This window comes from Hyphomicrobium sp. ghe19, from assembly GCF_902712875.1.
In the GTDB taxonomy this organism is placed as follows: domain Bacteria; phylum Pseudomonadota; class Alphaproteobacteria; order Rhizobiales; family Hyphomicrobiaceae; genus Hyphomicrobium_B.
In genome coordinates, this window is the sequence record NZ_LR743509.1 from 2,332,492 (window position 1) to 2,350,891 (window position 18,400).

Annotated in this window: 14 protein-coding genes; 6 read left to right on the forward strand and 8 right to left on the reverse strand. The window is 58.0% G+C overall.

The genetic code is table 11. From position 1 onward, the window contains the following. The first annotated feature begins 747 nt into the window (after positions 1-747). From AACL53_RS11160 to AACL53_RS11175, 4 genes are all read left to right on the forward strand, one after another. Positions 748-1,461, forward strand: a complete 714-nt coding sequence (locus AACL53_RS11160; RefSeq protein WP_339084574.1) for a tyrosine-protein phosphatase — start codon at positions 748-750, stop codon at positions 1,459-1,461. 52 nt (positions 1,462-1,513) lie between these two features. Continuing rightward, complete coding sequence (locus AACL53_RS11165; protein WP_339084575.1) at positions 1,514-2,341, forward strand: polysaccharide biosynthesis/export family protein; 828 nt, start codon at positions 1,514-1,516, stop codon at positions 2,339-2,341. Positions 2,342-2,444: 103 nt separating this feature from the next. After that, entirely contained in the window at positions 2,445-4,733 is a 2,289-nt protein-coding gene (locus tag AACL53_RS11170; protein WP_339084576.1) for a polysaccharide biosynthesis tyrosine autokinase, read from the forward strand. A 671-nt stretch (positions 4,734-5,404) separates the two neighbouring features. After that, positions 5,405-6,736: a hypothetical protein gene (locus AACL53_RS11175; protein WP_339084577.1), complete on the forward strand. Its 1,332-nt coding sequence runs from the start codon at positions 5,405-5,407 to the stop codon at positions 6,734-6,736. A gap of 1 nt (position 6,737) precedes the next feature. On the opposite strand, the gene AACL53_RS11180 is transcribed toward AACL53_RS11175, so the two are convergent. The 4 genes from AACL53_RS11180 to AACL53_RS11195 all read right to left on the reverse strand — a co-directional run bounded on the left by AACL53_RS11180 (position 6,738) and on the right by AACL53_RS11195 (position 11,529). Beyond that, positions 6,738-7,097 carry a hypothetical protein gene (locus AACL53_RS11180; RefSeq protein WP_339084578.1) on the reverse strand — a complete coding sequence of 120 codons (360 nt, stop codon included), beginning with the start codon at positions 7,095-7,097 and terminating at the stop codon, positions 6,738-6,740. Between the two features lie 224 nt (positions 7,098-7,321). After that, positions 7,322-8,305, reverse strand: coding sequence for a GDP-L-fucose synthase (locus tag AACL53_RS11185; protein ID WP_339084579.1), 984 nt, complete (start codon positions 8,303-8,305; stop codon positions 7,322-7,324). A gap of 15 nt (positions 8,306-8,320) precedes the next feature. Further along, positions 8,321-9,394 carry a GDP-mannose 4,6-dehydratase gene (gene gmd / locus AACL53_RS11190; protein ID WP_339084580.1) on the reverse strand — a complete coding sequence of 358 codons (1,074 nt, stop codon included), beginning with the start codon at positions 9,392-9,394 and terminating at the stop codon, positions 8,321-8,323. Positions 9,395-9,768: 374 nt separating this feature from the next. Further along, positions 9,769-11,529 (reverse strand): APC family permease, encoded by a 1,761-nt coding sequence (locus AACL53_RS11195; RefSeq protein WP_339084581.1) that lies wholly within the window; start codon positions 11,527-11,529, stop codon positions 9,769-9,771. Between the two features lie 251 nt (positions 11,530-11,780). On the opposite strand from AACL53_RS11195, the gene AACL53_RS11200 reads away from it, so the two are divergent. Further along, positions 11,781-12,452: a helix-turn-helix domain-containing protein gene (locus tag AACL53_RS11200; RefSeq protein WP_339084582.1), complete on the forward strand. Its 672-nt coding sequence runs from the start codon at positions 11,781-11,783 to the stop codon at positions 12,450-12,452. A 72-nt stretch (positions 12,453-12,524) separates the two neighbouring features. Here AACL53_RS11200 and AACL53_RS11205 read toward each other — a convergent pair whose 3' ends face one another. Genes AACL53_RS11205 through glnT form a run of 4 tightly spaced genes read right to left on the reverse strand, consistent with a single transcriptional unit; the run spans position 12,525 to position 16,873 of the window. After that, the gene (locus AACL53_RS11205; protein ID WP_339084583.1) at positions 12,525-13,862 is read right to left on the reverse strand and encodes an FMN-binding glutamate synthase family protein; all 1,338 of its coding nucleotides are present in this window, start codon (positions 13,860-13,862) and stop codon (positions 12,525-12,527) included. Further along, a complete protein-coding gene (locus tag AACL53_RS11210) occupies positions 13,862-14,551 on the reverse strand; it encodes a protein glxC (RefSeq protein WP_339084584.1) in 690 nt (229 codons plus the stop codon). Before AACL53_RS11210 ends, AACL53_RS11205 begins: the two co-directional genes overlap by 1 nt. Further along, complete coding sequence (locus AACL53_RS11215) at positions 14,551-15,447, reverse strand: glutamine amidotransferase family protein (protein ID WP_339084585.1); 897 nt, start codon at positions 15,445-15,447, stop codon at positions 14,551-14,553. Before AACL53_RS11215 ends, AACL53_RS11210 begins: the two co-directional genes overlap by 1 nt. A gap of 28 nt (positions 15,448-15,475) precedes the next feature. After that, positions 15,476-16,873: a type III glutamate--ammonia ligase gene (gene glnT, locus AACL53_RS11220; protein ID WP_339084586.1), complete on the reverse strand. Its 1,398-nt coding sequence runs from the start codon at positions 16,871-16,873 to the stop codon at positions 15,476-15,478. A 156-nt stretch (positions 16,874-17,029) separates the two neighbouring features. Between glnT and AACL53_RS11225 the strand changes: the two genes are divergently transcribed. Next, positions 17,030-18,400 (forward strand): FAD-binding oxidoreductase, encoded by a 1,371-nt coding sequence (locus AACL53_RS11225; RefSeq protein ID WP_339084587.1) that lies wholly within the window; start codon positions 17,030-17,032, stop codon positions 18,398-18,400.

Sequence of the window (18,400 nt, forward strand, 5' to 3'; positions counted from 1 at the left end):
TGCGAGGAGCAGCAAAGGTATCGAAACGAGCTGCAGAATGCTGTCGGACAGGAAACCTGCCCGAGTTCCGCCGCCCAGCAAAAGGCTGGCCGCAATCACGAACCCGCAAAGTAATCCGACGACGCCCTGCCTCTTTAAAAGATCGAAAAAGTCGTTGCGCAACGTCAGGGACTGGCGGGCTGATTCACGTGCACTATTACGCCTATTCCGCCACCCACGATGAGCCTGCCGACGATCAGTGCGTGGTCGGGATCTCGCGCCACTGTTTCGCATTTCACTGCCGGTGTATCCTTCAGACTGCCGACTGCGCAGCCCCGGCTACAAGGATTGTCGGCGCCGATCATAAAAACGGAATGCGGCCCAACCTTTACCAAACATTGGCCGGCATATGTAATCTCAGCGCTGCTGGCTGGCCCAACCATCACGGTATCTCCGGGATTGCCTTCGGTGCCAGCAGTCGTCTTGTGAAAACCTTCGCCACGATTGATCGAAACCGCGCCAGAAACGAAGGTTATTGTCGCGGCCGACGCCGCAGCACAGAAACTCAGCTGCCAAATGGCAGCAATCAACGCAAACAACATACGCATTACGCGAACCTCGTACGCAACACAGCCGCGATAACGTCCCATTACGCTAACACAAAGATCGTGTTTTATAAGTCCCGATCATTTGGAGGCAGAACAAAAAAATCCGTTACCGCGATAATATTGCAACGCCAGCCCTTCCACCTCATTATACGGATCATCAGTGCTCGACCTTCATTGCCATCTGCTTCCCGGTATAGACGATGGACCTAACGACCTTGCCATTTCGCTCGAGATGGCAAGAGCCTTCGTGGCCGACGGCGTATCAATTGTGGCGTGCACGCCGCATATCCTCCCCGGCATTTATCCGAATTCCGGTCATGAGATACGCTACCGCGTCGAACTCTTACAAAACGCGCTGGATGCTCATGAAATTCCGCTTCGCCTGGTGCCCGGAGCGGATATTCACATGATGCCGAACTTCGTTGCGGGCTTGCGGTCTGGCAAGCTGATTCCCCTCAACGACACGCGTTATGTTCTTGTCGAACCTCCACACCACGTCGCGCCGCCACGGCTTGAGCACTTCTTTCTCGAGCTGATTGAGGCGAACTATGTTCCCGTTCTCACACATCCTGAACGCCTCTCATGGATCAAGTCTGGCTATGCCATAATAGCCAATCTCGCCGAAGCGGGGGTATGGCTGCAAATTACTGCTGGGTCTCTCACCGGAGATTTTGGCAGCCGCGCCAAGTACTGGGCAGAACGATTTCTCGATGAAGGGCTCGCAAAAATACTCGCGACAGACGCCCACGATATGCTCCGCCGACCTCCTATTTTGAGCAAAGGATACGAAGCGGCCGCACGCAGGATCGGCGCCGCCGAAGCGAAACGCTTGGTACTGACGAATCCAACTGCTATACTTTTTGAAGGGAAATGAAGTCACATCGCAGCATCATTTGATGCATCACGTCCGGCGGGGGCGGAAATTCATGTTTGTAGCGTCGTGTGAATCTGACGATCCAAAGAAGCCCGAGCGCGTGGGGCGCGTCGGACCTGTTTTTGTCATTTTCGCCTTTTCCGCATTGTTGTCGGGTTGTGGCGCGACTTTGCCGGACGGACAGCTCACGCCAATCGAGACGAGTTCCTCTTCTAACGCACAGAAAGTCGGCGGCATCGAAACCGCATCATTGCGCACGTCACCTGACGAGAAGTTTGCAGTCACGAAAGCGGCGGACGTAATGACGTCTGTGTCGGTTGCTGGCGCGAGCGGGTACAAAATTGGTCCGCAAGACGTTTTGGATATTTCGGTTTTCAAGGTCCCAGAACTTTCCAAGAGCCTGCAGGTCGCCGATTCCGGCAACATCAATTTGCCTTTGGTCGGGGAAATGCCTGCAGCAGGCCGAACGCCTGAGGAGCTCGAGGCGGATCTTACAAGGCAGTTAGGCCGCAAATACCTGCAGTCTCCGCAGGTGACCGTTTACGTCAAAGAATACAACAGCCAGCGGATTACTGTTGAAGGCGCAGTCAAAAAGCCGGGCGTATACCCATTTCGCGGCAAGGGATCCTTGCTGCAGTACCTCGCGATGGCGGAGGGCCTCGACTCGCTCAGCTCCGATTCAACCGTTCTCGTGTTTCGGCAGGTTTCTGGAAAACGCGCCGCCGCGAAATTCGATATCAGCCAAATTCGAGCGGGCAAAGAGGACGATCCGGCCGTTCAATCAGGCGACGTAATCGTCGCCGGAACGTCAGCTACCAAGGAGACCTTCAATACGATCCTGAAAGTGTTGCCGCTCGCTGCCGTCTTCACGTTCCTTTAAATCAGATGGCCTTTGCATCAGGTGGCCCCTAATTTCGGCATCTAACAGGCTTTAGTTCGGGAAGATGACAGAAACCGGCGCGGCTTCGGAGAATCCAAAATCGGTGCGCCTCGTGCCGGCGGCAGACGCCGCCCTCATCCCCCGCGATCCCTATGGCTCGATCGGCGACTATCCGGGTTACGGAAATCCGGATGCGGGCTTCGGTTCTTACGAACTCGCGGAGATCTGGCGCATCATCAATAAGCGAAAGTGGATCATCCTTGCGATCGTCACGGCTTCCGTTGCGATCGGCGCAGTGCGTACACTTATGGAGACCCCGCTTTATAATTCGACCATCCGGATTCAGATTGATCGAGCAGCATCTAAAATTGTCGAGAACGGCGATGTCTCCGCCGAAAACGGCGACTATGATTTTCTGCGGACGGAATATGAACGCTTGAACGGGCGAATGATGGCTGAGCGTGTCGCATCGGCCTTGAGGCTCGGTGATGACGGTGACTTTCTTCAGCCTCGTGCCGCCACACTGCGCACGCTTGTAACTCATTTCCTGTCCCGGCCGACAGCATCGCCGCAGATTTCCAATAGGGGAGATAACGAACGCGCCGCTGCCGGCATCGTTCAGGACAATCTCGCCGTGAGGCCGGTGAACGGATCCCGAATGGTCGATCTAACCTACACCGATCCCAATCCGGTACGGGCGCAAAAAATAGCGACCGCCTATGCCGATGCGTATATCGCGTCGAACCTCGACAAGCGCTTCGAAGCTAATGCGTACGCAAAGACGTTTCTCGAGGATCAGCTGAAGCAATTGAAGTTGCGCCTCGAAAAATCTGAGAAGGACCTCCTCGACTTCGCGCAAAAAGAGCAGATCGTGGCTGTCAACGAGAAGTCTTCGACGGGTGAAGCCAATCTCTCGGCTGCAAACGCCGCTCTCGGCAGTCTTATTTCGGAGCGCATCAAGAACGAACAGCTTTGGAGACAAATCGAATCGACGCCCGCCGATGCGGCCAAGCTGCCTCAGGTGCCGCAGCTTCTCTCCAACAGCGTCATTGATGGGCTTCGTGCGCAGCGCAACGCGCTCGTGACCGAATACCAGGAAAAACTGGAGACGTTTAAGCCCAGCTATCCGGCGATGGTTCAGATCAATAACAAGATAAAGGAGGTCGATCGCCAGCTGACCGGCGAGGTCGGAACGATCAAGAACACCCTCAAGGCCGCGTACCAATCGTCACTCAGCCAAGAGAACGAGATGAAATCTCGTATCGAGACGCTCAAGGTTGAGTTGTTGGATCTCCAAAAGCGCAGCATTCAATACAATATTTTGAAGCGTGAGGTGGACACCAACAGGGGCCTCTACGACGGGCTGCTGCAGCGCTACAAAGAGGTCGACGTCGCAGGCGGCGTGGGCGCCAACAACGTCTTCATCGTCGACAAGGCCGAGGTGCCGGGCGCACCGTTTTCGCCCAACCTGTCCCGCGCCCTCCTCATGGCGTTTGCGCTCGGCCTCGGCGCGGCGGCGTCTGCCGCATTCGTGCTCGAGAAGCTCGACGACACCATCAGCACGCCCGAACAAATCGAAGGCATCTCGGGCATCGCAACAATTGGGATTATTCCGAAGCTCGGAAAGAAGGCAACAATCGAGGCCGAACTCGCGGACCCTCGCTCGGCGCTGTCGGAGGCCTACCGATCGCTGTGCACCGCTGTACAATTCTCGACCGAGAGCGGGTTACCGAAGACGCTGCTCGTCACGAGCTCAATGCCCGGCGAGGGAAAATCGACGACCTCGCTCGCCATGGCCAAGCATTTTACTGCGCTTGGCTTGAAGGTGTTGCTTGTCGATGCGGATTTGCGGAATGCCTCGCTCCACATCAAGCTCGGGATCCAGGAAGGAATCGGTCTCAGCGATTATTTGTCGGGAAACTGCTCACCCCCCGAAGCCTTCCGGAAGACCGATTTCGCGAACCTCGCGTTCATGGCGTCCGGCAGCGTCTTCCCGCATGCCGGCGACTTGCTCGCCAGCCCTCGCCTCATGTCGCTTCTCTCCATTGGACTTGAGGTCTTCGATCTGATCGTCATCGACGGGCCGCCCGTCATGGGTCTCGCCGACGCGCCAATTCTAGCGAATGCGACTGCCGGAACGATATTTGTAGTTGGTGCGGGTCAAGGCCGTCGGGCCGTCGTCCGCGGCGCAATTCGACGGCTGCGAATGTCTCGGGCGACGGTCATCGGCTCTGTCTTGACCAAATTTGACGCGCGGGCGTCCGGATACGGTCGGGAATACGGCTCGAGCTATGGTGACGGCTACGGCGCGAGCCCGCGGCGCAACGCCCCTTCCTTCAGTGCTCCCGATAAACATCATCCTCAAATCGCAGCTCGACAAGAGAACATGTAATGCAGGACCTAACTGCATTGAGAGTTGCCATAGACATTCTGCAAGTACCGTCTCGCATGCACGCGACGCGGTCAAAGCCGTTACCCGACGGTGTCGGGCTTCTCCTCTTTGTTGCGGCCGGCGATGAAGGGGTGACGACGAACGCAGCTCGAACGACAGGGAGATCTCCAGAATTTCTGCTCGAAGCGGCACAATTTTTTATCGAGCAAATTCTGCTGTCGCCGGCTTCCGACAGCTATCGCATTCTCGGGGCTGACCGGACCGCGACCTCAATCGAGCTGAGGCGAAACATGGCTCTGCTGCTGAAAATCCTGCATCCGGATCATTATCAAAACGTTCAGCGCTCGATATTTGCAGGACGCGTTACCGAGGCCTGGAACAATCTGAAGACCCTCGAGCGCCGCAGCACTTACGACGCGGGTCGCCACGCGTACGCCGCGGAGGAACCCTCCCGATTATCGGCGAACCGAGCGTCACAATGGCCTCAGGCCGTTGTTCGGCATTCTCAAGCGAACTCTCGCACCGCTAGGAGGCGTAGACCGCTGCGGCATGCATTGTTAGATTTCCTAGCTCACTTCAGGACCTGAACCCCTTCAACGTCCAACCAGTGAATGTCCGGTTCATTGAGAAAGGTCCCGGATGTTTGAAGACGGAGCGGCTTGAAACATCAAATGGCCAGGCGCTTCCTCATGCTTTCGTCAGGGATGGCGCTTGTTTGGCTGGTCGCCTCCAAAAGTTTTGTCGCTTATTTGGCTATCACGGCACCGGACAAGGCGCTGCGGATAAGCTCCAGCAATCCGACGGCGCTTCTGAATTTAGCCGACCAAGCTCTCGCTCCGAGCGGCGCTGCCGATGCGGCGAGCACCGAGCAAGCGGGCGTCCTTGACGGCCGATCAAAAGCCGCCGCCGGTTCTTCGCGGCCTTCGGATCAACAAGTCGCCGCGTGGGTCCAGACGGCGCTCGCGAACGAGCCGTTCAACGCTCGTGCCTATCGAATTCTGGGCGAAATTGCAGACCGCTCGGGCGACCTGCGTTCGGCGTCCAAACTGATGAGCGCGGCGGCCCGCCATTCTCTCCACGAGAGTAAGGCCGCCTACTGGCTGATGCTCAAAGCCTACGAACAGAGGGATTTCCGGACGGCCACTTACTACGCAGACGTCCTACTCCGGACGCAAGAGCAAGCTAACGATCACATCGTACCGCTTCTCGCAAAGATTGCCGAAGACAAAGACGGCACGAGCGAGGTCAAAGCGTTGCTGAGAACGAACCCGCCTTGGCGCAGGCAATTCTTTGCCGCGCTTCTCAATAGCGTCACGCACGCGCGCACGCCGCTTGATCTTCTGCTCAGCCTACAGGACAGCCCCAATCCACCGACCACGGTGGAGTTGCGGACTTATCTCGATTTTCTTATCGACCATCAATTCTACGACCTTGCCTATAGCGCGTGGTTGCAGTTTCTCTCGGCAGATGACCTGCAACGGGTCGGCTTTCTGTTTAACGGTAGCTTCGAGAGCATGCCTTCAGGCTTGCCGTTCGATTGGGTTATCACGCCGGGTTATGGCGTGACGGTCGACATTGCCGAGAGACCTCCGCTGACCGAATTCGATACCGTGGCCGACCGCACATCGGAGAAAAGAAACGAGCGCGCTCTGTTCATTGAGTTCGGTTATGGACGCGCCGAATTTCCACCCGTGTGGCAACTCCTGATGCTCGCTCCCGGCGACTATAAGCTGAGCGGCCAGTACCAAGGACAACTGCAGGGGCGTCGCGGATTGATTTGGCGCACCGATTGTGCGGATAACGGCTCTCAACTCGGCCAAAGCGATATGCTGCTGGGCGTCGCTCCGGGTTGGAAGAATTTTGAATTCGATTTCAATGTCCCGAAAACCGGATGTCGCGCGCAAAAACTTCAGCTCATCCTGGACGCGCGCTCGGCGTCAGAGCAGATCATCTCAGGTTCAATCTGGATCGATGATCTTAAGATCGTGAGAAAGAAGCCTTGATTCAGGGGCCAATCGCACGAGCGTCTTTGAAATCGACTTGACCTGACGCACTGCGGGTATTCGGAATGTTGTCGTTATTACCGTTTGATCCGGCGGCACAGGGCGATGGTCCGCCGTGGATCAAGAGCGCTGAACCGGACTCAACAGTGAAATGGCAGCCGTCGCCAAATAAGACCTGGGCTTGACCGTTTGGCTTGGCGAATATGGTATCGCCTACCTTAAGTTCGTCGTGGCCGGTAACCGGCGTGAAGCCGGATCCGTGATTGACGAAGACTTCTCCCCGCGCGAACGTGATGTTTTCCGCCCTGAGCGATGACGCAACAAAAAGCGTGGCGGTGGATGCGCCGATCAACAGCGCCAAGTGACTCCGTGCCATTGCAACCCCGCGTATCGACCAAAGCGAATCAATTGATCAAAAGATAACATTCGCTAGTTGAGCGCAGTTGTCTGCACAATGACGATTAGCGCGTTGCCCACAGCGGCCGGCTATTCCTCCGTGTTGCCCACAGCCACTGCCGATTTGTCCACAGGCGCGCGCAGTCATTGCACGGAAGAAGCTGGTGCCGGCTGACGAAAGATCTTGATTTAGGCCGCCTCACCGGACGCAAGATAATTCCGGTATGTGCTTTCCAGACCCTGTTCAAAACTGATCTGCGGCCGCCAGCCGAGGGCCTTGAGCTTAGACCCGTCCATCAGCTTTTGCGGGGTTCCGTCCGGTTTGGACACGTCCTGCACAATCTCGCCGTCGAAGCCGACGACCTTGCATATGACTCTCGCGAGGTCGGCGATTGAAATGTCTTCGCCCGATCCAACGTTGATGTGCTCGTCTTCGGAATAGAATTTCAAAATGTGCACCAGCGCGCCGGCGCAATCGTCCACGTGTAGAAACTCGCGGCGCGGCTTGCCCGAGCCCCAGATAACGAGAGACTTTGCTCCCGACATCTTCGCCTCGTGCGTCTTGCGTATGAGGGCCGGAATTACGTGGCTCGTATTGAGATCGTAATTGTCGCCCGGCCCATAAAGGTTGGTCGGCATGGCCGAAACGAAATCGCAACCGAATTGGCGACGATAGGCTTGACCGAGCTTGATGCCCGCGATCTTTGCGATCGCATACCACTCGTTCGTCGGCTCAAGTGAGCCGGTGAGAAGCGCCGCTTCGACGATCGGCTGATCGGCGAACTTCGGATAGATGCAAGACGATCCGAGAAAAAGCGCCCGTTCGACGCCGTGATCTGCGGCGCTCTTCGTCACGTTCGCTGCGATCATCAGGTTGTCATACAGAAAATCCGCGGGATAGGAGTCATTGGCCAAAATGCCTCCGACCTTAGCGGCGGCGAGCACGACGACCTCCGGGCGTTCGCGTTTGAAGAACGCGCTCACGCCAGATGGATCCCTAAGATCCAGTTCGCTTCGCGGAGACGTTAGAATCTCACAGTGCTCATCCTGCAATCGCCGCGCGATTGCGGAGCCCACCATGCCGCGATGTCCGGCAAGGAAAATCCTTTTTCCCCGGAGATCGTAGCGGTATGCGGATCCGACCGCAGGCAAGCTTTCGTCTATGACTGCCATGGTTTTCGGCCTGCTTCAGCTTGCGGTGCGATCTTTGCGCCACGTTTCTCTGGCGACCGCTTTCATATCGCTCTCAACCATCTCGGAGACAAGCTGCTTGAAATCCGTCTTATGATGCCAGCCGAGCTTTTGGCGCGCCTTTGACGGATCACCCTGCAGCTCCTCCACTTCGGTCGGCCGGTAGTAACGCTGATCGATGCGCACGAGGTCCTTACCGGATTTCTCGTCCACGCCGATTTCGTCTTTTCCGGAGCCTTGCCACTTGATCCGGCGGCCGACTTTTTCAAACGCCAGTTCGACGAACTCGCGAACGGAATGCATCTCGCCGGTTGCGATGACGTAGTCGTCGGGTTCCGGCTGCTGCAAAATGAGCCACATCGCCTCGACGAAGTCTCGCGCGTGGCCCCAATCGCGCTTGGCGTTCAAATTGCCGAGAAACAAGCGCTCTTGGAGCCCGAGCTCGATCCCAGCAATCGCTCGGGTAATTTTTCGCGTCACGAACGTTTCGCCGCGCGTCGGCCCTTCGTGATTGAATAATATGCCGTTGGATGCGTGGAAGCCATAGGCCTCGCGATAGTTGACCGTGATCCAATAGCCGTAGAGCTTGGCCGCCGCGTATGGAGAACGCGGATAAAACGGCGTCGTTTCCCGCTGGGGTTTCTCTTGGACCTTGCCGTAAAGTTCCGATGTCGACGCTTGGTAGAAGCGGACTTTGTCGCCTAGTCCCAAGATACGAATGGCTTCGAGAATCCGCAGCGGGCCGAGCCCGTCGGAATTTGCCGTATACTCCGGCGTCTCAAAGCTCACCGCCACGTGGCTTTGCGCCGCGAGATTATAGATCTCCGTCGGACCTATCTCCTGGATGAGACGAATGAGGTTGGTCGCGTCGGTCAGATCCCCATAATGAAGAAAAAACCGCGTCTGTTCCTCGTGGGGGTCCAAATAGAGATCGTCAATTCGTTCAGTGTTGAACGATGACGAGCGTCTCTTTACGCCGTGAACCGTGTAGCCCTTATCGAGAAGAAGCCGCGCGAGGTAAGCGCCGTCTTGACCCGTCACCCCGGTGATCAGTGCACAACGTTCCGTCACTTTTGGTTTCCCTCCCGCGGTCACTCAGACGACACGGCGGCCTGCGCCGCGGCCCCCTCGACATTCTTCTGATTTGACGTTTTCCCAGTCAATGGCGACGCGCCGCAACCGCAACGCTCAGGCCATTAAGTCCCACACTTCTGGGGGAAGCGGAATTAGAAAGCCCGAGTTGGCTACTCGGACCCCGTGATTTCACTGAATCTTATTCACGTCCAACCGCCCCAAGGCGTTGGGATGTTGCCATGGCAACAAGAGAGCCTGCTCAGAGTGAGACGATGAGTTGCCCTTACCCAAAAACAAAGCTGCGGGAGCAAGCCCCCGCAGCAACTGTTCGTCCGAGGAACAACTTCGAACTCTGGGGGGCAGCCCCCAACCTAAGGCGTCGGAGGAGGAAGCTGGAAGTAATAGTGTGATGAGAGAACGACGACGGCTGCAAGTATGAGCATCAGGTAAGGAAGAAAACCGGCTCGCCGTTCGCCCAAATCCTGGCTCTCGAGATCCAGGTCTTCCAGCATGTGGGCCGGGAATTTGCCGCCATCCTGTACGTAGTGCCGGAAGAGGAACACGGGGATGATCAGGGCCGCGAAAATTAGCCCGTACCAAAGTGCATTCGGATTGCCCCACACCTTGGCGCCTGCTCCCATGAGTGCAAGGTTCACGAAGCCGAGGATCGCGCCGACCGCGACCAGCCAATTCGGAGCCCGGTAGGGACGTGGGATATTCGGACTATCGATCCGGTGGATCCATGTCGACTGCAAGTTCAGGAAGATGAAGATCATATAGCCGACGTTTGAGATCGACAGGATCAAATAGTAGGCGGTGGCGTCCGAGGCTGCAAATGTCAGCAGGCCGAGATTGAAGACCAGGTCCGTCCACATGGCCCGCGTCGGCGCACCATGCTCATTGACGTGCCCGAGGTATTTCGGGAGCCAGCCATCGACGCCTCCCTGATAGAGCGTTCGCGAAGAACCTGCCATCGCCATCATGATCGCGAGGATCAAGGCGAGGATCATCATCATCTCGAGGAGATGGACGACGATCGCATTGTTCCCGCCTACCATGTCGCCCATGGCCGCTGCGACGCCAGTTCCGTCGACAATGCCGGGCTGGGTCATGCCTTCAAGTCCGAGATGCCCTTGGAATGCGGCCGCGACCAGCGAGTAGACCACCACGCAGAGGAAGCCCGCCGCGATGATCGCCTTCTTTGTATCAGAAGCGGGGTTTTTGAATTCGCGGGTATAGCAAACGGCCGTTTCGAATGCGTAGCTCGACCAGCCTGCAATAAACAGTGCGCCGAGGAAATACGTCCATCCAGCATTGTCCCAGGCGCCGTTCGGTGGCACCAGCGGCGTGAAGTTCGCGTATTCGACGTTGCCGGTGAGAAATGGCACGATGCCGACGATCAGCATCGGCACGATTACCAGCAGTCCGATCCTCATCTGGATGCGAGCGGTGCCGAGAATACCGCGATGCTGAATGGCAAATGCCACGAGCATCAAGGCGGCGCCAATGAAGAACGTTGCTCCGATCTCGATCTTCGCCAAACCAAAGAACGAGAAATCCAAAAGCTTGAATGAGCGGATGAACGGCGTCGCGTCTGCGGTCAGCGCCGTGATTGCAACGTTCGCGGCGTCCGCGCCGGACTTGCCGGCAATCGCCGCTGCATGCGACGCGTCTTGTAACCAAGCCAACACTTGCGGCGAATCCGCTGAAAACGTCGGAAGTGGAGCGATCGCATTGAGAATGTATCCAGCGGCGACGGCGCAGCCGAGCGACAGCACCGGCGTCCAGGCAAACCAATTGCACCAAACGGAAAGCGGCGCGATGAGTTTGCTGTAGCGCAGCCATGCGGCGGCGCCGTAAACAGCCGCTCCGCCCGACTTGTTTGCAAACAGACCAGCGATTTCGGCGTAGCTGTAGGATTGGATCAGTCCCATCACGACCGAGATCATCCACACGAGGAAGGCGAGCTTGCCTGCCGTCGCCCCCATCCCACCGATCGAGATCAAAACGAGTGCGGGAACGCCACTGGCGATCCAAAAAGCACCCTTCCAGTCGAGCGTTCGATGCAAACCGTGGGAGTCGGCGCGCGCGGCGCCCACATCCACGTCTCGTGTTGGTGTCACCACGGTCATGCGAAAAATCTCCCCTACAGATTCCTGATGCCTGCCCTGTCAAAACATCGCGCGACATATTCACAAAGATGCATTTCATGCAAGTATTTTGCATCGGCTGCATCTTGAAATTTTCGATATTCTGTTTGTTTTGCAGTAGCGAAGAGCAATAAATAGGCACTTATTGCACGTGCGTTGGCGACCGCGGCCGTGTTTGCTTTCGAGCCGACCCGCTTTAATGGATAATCCGAGAACTCAAAAAAGAGCGACGAATGACAAAAGAAAAGGTCGGCCTCAAAGCGCGGCCCACAACGCGAAAGTCGTCTGCCGAGAAGGCTGCCGTCAACGAGCTCAACAATCGCCACGACTTGGCGCATGTTCCGCTGGAGCAACGGATAGGCGCCGTCATCAAGCGCCGAAGGCTCGAGTCAAATCTCACACTCTCCGATCTCAGCACCGGCGCGGGACTTTCGAGCGCGATGCTCAGTCGAATTGAAAACGGCATGGCGACCGCAAGTCTCGATGCTCTCGAGCGTTTGTGCGCCGCCGTCGGCATTGGGCTGTCGGACCTTTTCAAGGAAACAGAGACCAAGCAGGGCAGCGCGCAGCTCGTGAAGCGCACCGAACAGATGGAAGTCGTTCGCGTCGGCACCAAGTTTGGCCACACATATCGCCTTCTCTCCTACGACCGGGGACCGCGAAAGCTGTTCGAGCCGTTCTTCATCGAGATGGACAAGAAGAGCGAGACCTATCCCCGCTTCGCCCACCCTGGTACCGAGTTCATCTACATGCTTCAGGGGCGAATGGAGTATCGCTTCGGCGAGCACACATATCTGATCGAACCGGGCGATGCGTTCACCTTCTCGGGAGACGTCGTGCACGGACCGGAGAAGCTTCTCGACGACCGGATCAAGTTTCTCGCGATCATCTTTTACGGCGAATAGACCGTTCAGTCTCGCCGGCAACGCCGCCCTGTCGTGGACCAGGGCGGCGTCACACACCCGCTGACGAACGCTTCAGAATCCCGGCGATCCCGGGATCCAATTCGTTCCCGCCAGCGGCACTCTCGCCATAGCGGCAGCTTCCATGGTGAGAGCGACGAGGTCTTCCGGTTCGAGGTTATGGAGGTGGTTCTTGCCGCAGGCGCGCGCCAGCGTTTGTGCCTCCAGCGTCAGAACCTTCAGGTAGTTCGCCAACCTGCGGCCGGCAGCGACAGGATCGAGCCTCTCCATCAGCTCCGGCGTCTGCGTGGTGATGCCGGCCGGGTCCTTGCCCTCGTGCCAATCGTCGTAGCAACCGGCCGTGGTGCCGAGCTTGTTGTATTCGGCTTCCCAGCGAGGATCATTGTCGCCAAGGGCGACGAGCGCGGCGGTTCCGATCCCGACGGCATCGGCTCCGAGTGCAAGGGCCTTCGCGACATCTCCGCCATTGCGGATTCCGCCGGATACGATGAGCTGCACCTTGCGATGCATGCCAAGGTCCTGAAGCGCTTGCACGGCTGGGCGAATGGCCGAGAGCAGCGGAATGCCCACATGCTCGATGAAGACTTCCTGCGTCGCCGCCGTTCCGCCTTGCATGCCATCAAGGACGATCGCGTCGGCGCCCGACTTCACCGCCAGCTGGACATCGAAGTAAGGCCGGCTGGCGCCGATCTTCAAATAGATCGGCTTTTCCCAGTCCGTGATTTCGCGCAGCTCGTTGATTTTGACTTCCAGGTCGTCGGCGCCCGTCCAATCCGGATGGCGGCACGCAGAGCGCTGATCGATGCCCTTCGGCAGCTGACGCATTTGCGCGACCCGGTCTGAGATCTTCTGGCCGAGCAACATGCCGCCGCCGCCGGGCTTGGCTCCCTGACCGATCACGATTTCGATCGCATCGGCACGGCGAAGATCGTCGGGATTCATGCCGTAACGCGACGGCAGATATTGATAGACGAGATATTTCGATTGGCCGCGCTCTTCCGGCGTCATGCCGCCATCGCCCGTCGTGGTCGACGTGCCCGCAAGACTCGCACCTCGGCCCAAAGCTTCTTTGGCGTTTGCCGAGAGCGAACCAAAGCTCATGCCCGAGATCGTAACCGGAATAGAAAGCTTGAGAGGCTTCGTTGCAAATCGCGAACCGATGACGACTTCGGTGCCGCATTTTTCGCGATACCCTTCTAGCGGGTAACGAGACATGGATGCGCCGAGCAACAGAAGATCGTCGAAGTTCGGCATGCGGCGTTTCGAGCCGCCGCCACGAATATCGTAGATGCCGGTCGCCGCCGCACGCCGGATTTCGGCGAGCATCGCGTCGTCGAATGTCGCCGACTTACGAGGCGGCGTTCCGAGCCAGTTTCTCTGGTGCTCTGTCATTAGTACGCTCCGGCATTATCGATATTGAAGTTGTAGAGCTTCCGCGCCGAGCCATAGCGGCGGAATTCGGAGACATCGACCTTGTGGATTTCTCCTGCTGCCTTCAACAGTTCTCCAAGCTCCGCCTTGTGCTCGTCGCGCATCTCTTTCTCGATGCAATCGGCACCCAAGCTGGTGACCGGTCCGCGAACGTAGATGTGCGCTTCGTAAATCGAATCGCCGAGGGCCTCGCCGGCTTCTCCGAATACGACCAACCGGCCATTCTGACCCATGAACGCGGAGAGATGGCCGATATCGCCTTTGACGATGATATCGATGCCCTTCATCGATATTCCGCATCTTGCCGACGCGTTTCCTTCGACGAGCAGGAGCCCGCCTCTACCGGTCGCACCGGCGCTTTGACTGGCATCGCCTTTGACGTGGATACGTCCGGACATCATGTTTTCACCGACGCCCTGTCCGGCGCTGCCGTCTATCACGATGTTGGCGTACTTGTTCATGCCGCCGCAGAAGTAGCCGACATTGCCGGCTACGTTCACCGTGATGGGCGCATCGATGCCGACCGCAATCGAATGCTCGCCGCCGGGATTGGCGATGGACCAAAGGGTTTCGTTGGTGTCGGTACCGAGCTTATGCAGCGCGGCGTTCAACTCGCGCACCGAGGTTTCTGCTAGATCGACGTTCGGCATCAAGCGTGCTCCCAGAAATAGACCGTTGCGGGTTTTGGCTCCCACACGCGCGCGGTCTTGATGCCGGGCAGGCACGTGAGAGTTTTGTATTCGGAACCGAATGCGACGTACTCGTCCGTTTCGGCCATGACGGCCGGCTTGCACGCGATCGGATCTCTGAGGACACCGAAGCCCGTTTCCGTGCCGACGACGAATGTGAAGAAACCGTCGAGATCATCGAGGCTCGATTTCAGCGCTTCGCTGAGCGTCTGGCCGCTCTTCATCTGTCGCGTCAGATAACCGGCGGCGACCTCGGTGTCGTTCTCGGTACGAATTTTTATACCTTCCCGCCGCAACTCGCGCCGGAGCGAAGCGTGATTGGAGAGAGATCCATTGTGGACCAAGCATTGATCGGTGGCTGTCGAGAACGGATGCGCGCCGTTGGTCGTAACGGCAGACTCCGTCGCCATACGCGTATGCGAGATGCCGTGCGTACCGCTCATCTTTGCGATGTCGAATTCTCGGGCGACGTCGTCGGGAAAACCGACTTCCTTGTAAATCTCAAGCCGCTGACCTTCGCTCATGATCGTGACATCCGGCAGATTCTTTGCCAGCCACGCCTCGGCACGAGGAACGTCTTCAGTTTTCATCGTGATGACCGCGTGCGAGTGGCGCACGCTGACCTGGCCGCCGCCGATCGCCTCCACCAGCTGCTTGGCGGCGCGCGCAATGTCGACTTCCGCAGTGCTACCTGCGATCGTCATTTTGATTTGACCGGCCGCGCTGTGTCCGTAGATGGCAAACCCCGCCGAGTCCGGGCCCCGGCTGCAAAGCGTCGAAGTCATCTTCGCGAGAAGCTCGCCGAGCCGCGGCTCGAGTTTCGGATCCTTGATGAAAAGGCCCGCAATTCCACACATATCTTTGTCTCCAACTCAGCGTGGTTGTTCAGAAGAAGCTCACGTAGCATTTCGTCTCCCAGTCGGAGACGTGGCGGTGGTAGTCGATCCATTCATCGCGCTTGTGAGAGACGAACTCGTCGATGAAATCGGCTCCCAGCGCGGACCTGAAGAAGTCGCTTTGCTCGAGCGCGGTAATGGCTTCGCCAAGCGACTGCGGCAGCACGTCGATCTTGCGATCCGCAATCTCGCGTGGCGTCAGCGCATAGAAGTTGATGTTGTGCGGCGGTCCCGGATGGAGGTTGCGATCAATCCCGTCGAGGCCAGCCGCAATCAACGCCGCCTGCGCAAGATACGGGTTCATGCCGGAATCGCCGACACGCAGCTCGATGCGTCCGTAAGGAATGCGCACCATGGCCGTGCGATTATTGTCGCCGTACGCAACGAAGACCGGCGCCCAGGTGGTACCCGACGCCGTTCGCCCGACGACGAGGCGCTTGTATGAGTTGACCGACGGCGCGAGCAAGGCCGTGAGAGCCTTCGCGTGCGCCAGAATTCCCGCCGTGAATGAATAGGCGAGCTTCGAAAGGCCCATGCCGCTCGAGTCGGACTTGTCGTGAAAAAGGTTACTTCCCTCTGCGTCGGCGAGCGAACAGTGAATGTGCATGCCGTTGCCGGTCATGGAGCTCTTGGGCTTCGGCATGAAAGAGCAGATAGCTCCGAGCTCATGCGCAATCTCGGCGGCCGCCATCTTGAACAAGATGATATTGTCGGCGGACGTCATGGCGTCGTCGTATTTGAAGTTGATTTCGTATTGGCCGTTCGCGTCCTCGTGATCGATTTGATAAACATCGATCCCCAGCGCCTGCAGGCTTTCCGTCACCCGCTCGAGGAAAACCCGGACTCGGGATAGCCCCCGATAATCGTACGCGGGCTTCTGCAGACAGTCGGTATCATCGAGCGGACAGACCGATCCATCGGCAGTGCGTTGCAATAGGCTGAACTCGGGTTCGATGCCCGTGTTGAGAACCCAGCCGCGTTCGCTCAATCGCGACGTCTGAGCCTTCAGAATGTTGCGCGTATCGATCGGATGCGGTTTGCCATCGACCGTGCCCGTGCCCATCAGGCGCGCGTAGCCCGGAGCCCACGGCAAGAGCTTAAGCGTCGACAGATCTCCGACGAGCATGTATTCGGATTCATGCGGCTCGAGGCGAAGACCGTGAACACCTCCCCCCGCAAATCCCACTCCGTCCGTCAGAATATCTTCCAAATGATCGACCGGCACGGATTTGCTCTTGGCGACACCGTGAATGTCGACAAATTGCGCAAGGACGTAGCGGACATGATTTTGCGCGAGGAATTGCTTCGCTTTGTGAAGGTCGAGTTGATCTGGCGTGGCCTGTTGGCTAGGCGTCAGTCGCCAATTCCAGTGGTCGAGTGAGTTCATGGAGAACCTCGGACGTTTGGAGCCGCGCTTATGCGCTGTGCGTTTCTTCCCGGCCTCAGCGCATACAATCAACTTGCACGTAGTGCAACTTATTTGTACAACGATAAACATCAGATGCGTGGGAACTTCGCGCAAAGATCAGGGCCGCCACACACCATGAATGACGAAATACCAAGCTCCGCCCCAAGCTCCGGCGGCATACGTGCGTTGGATCTCGCCCGCTCAAACCAGACGGCAGGCAGCCTCAAATTCAAGTCCTATTGGTGGGAAGCGGCGCCACGCCCGCTGGATGTGCGAAATCAATCTCTCCCGGCACGCGCTGATGTCGTGATTGTCGGCTCGGGCTTTACGGGTCTCTCCGCGGCTTTGACACTTCTCAAGCGGGGCCGCTCAGTCATCGTCTTGGATGCCGGCGTGCCGGGAATGGGCGCGAGCACCCGCAATGGCGGCCAAGTCGGAAGCGGCAATCAAAAATTTCGCGTCGCAAAACTCATCGCGCTGCGCGGCCGACGGAAGGCGGAGGAGCTTCTGCGTGATGGCACGCGCATGCTCGACTATATCGAGCATCTGATCGCCAGCGAGAACATCGATTGCGCCTTCTCCCGTTGCGGCCGCTTTCGCGGCGCGATGCAGCCCGAGCACTACGAAGCCATGGCGCGCGACATGGAGGATCTCCGCGATATAGCCGGCGTCGAGAGCTTCATGGTGCCGAAATCAGAGCAGCACAGCGAGATCGGCTCCGACGTTTTCTTCGGCGGTTCCGTCCTTCCGAACGATGCCTCGCTGCATCCAGGCCGCTACCACGCGGGATTGATGGAAAGGATCACGGCGCTCGGCGGCGAAATCATCGGCAACGCGGCTGTCAACGGCATCACGCACGATTACGACGGCTTCAAAATCCGCACCGCTATCGATGATCTGACGTGCCGCGAAGTCATCGTGGCGACCAACGGATATAGCGGCAACGTCGTTCCCGAGCTCGGCCGGCGTATCGTCCCGATCGGTTCCGCGATCATCGCCACGGAGGAAATTCCGGAAGCGCTCTTTTCGACCTTGATGCCGAAGCTTCGCGTCTACGGGAATACCAATCGCATATTCTACTATTATCGCGCGGCGCCCGGAGAACGGCGAGTCGTTTGGGGAGGCCGGGTCGGCAGGCTCGCGTCCGAAACATCTGCGGCCGCATATCGCCACCTGGCGCGAGACATGCTGCATGTGTTTCCCGCGCTTCGCGACACGGCCGTGACGCACGCGTGGACCGGCCAGATCGGATACACCTACGATGAAGTTCCGCACATCGGCTGCACGGCTGGCGGCGTTCACTTCGCCCTCGGATATTGCGGGACGGGCGTATCGCGCGCCACGTACTTCGGCCACAAGATCGCGCTCAAGCTTCTCCAAGATCCGGAAGGCAAGACCGCCTTCGACGATCTCGGTTTCCCAAGCTTCCCCTTCCATCCGATTGCCAAGCGAGCCGTGCCCGTCGTCGAGACCTGGTATCGAATTCGCGACGCTGTGAACAAATAA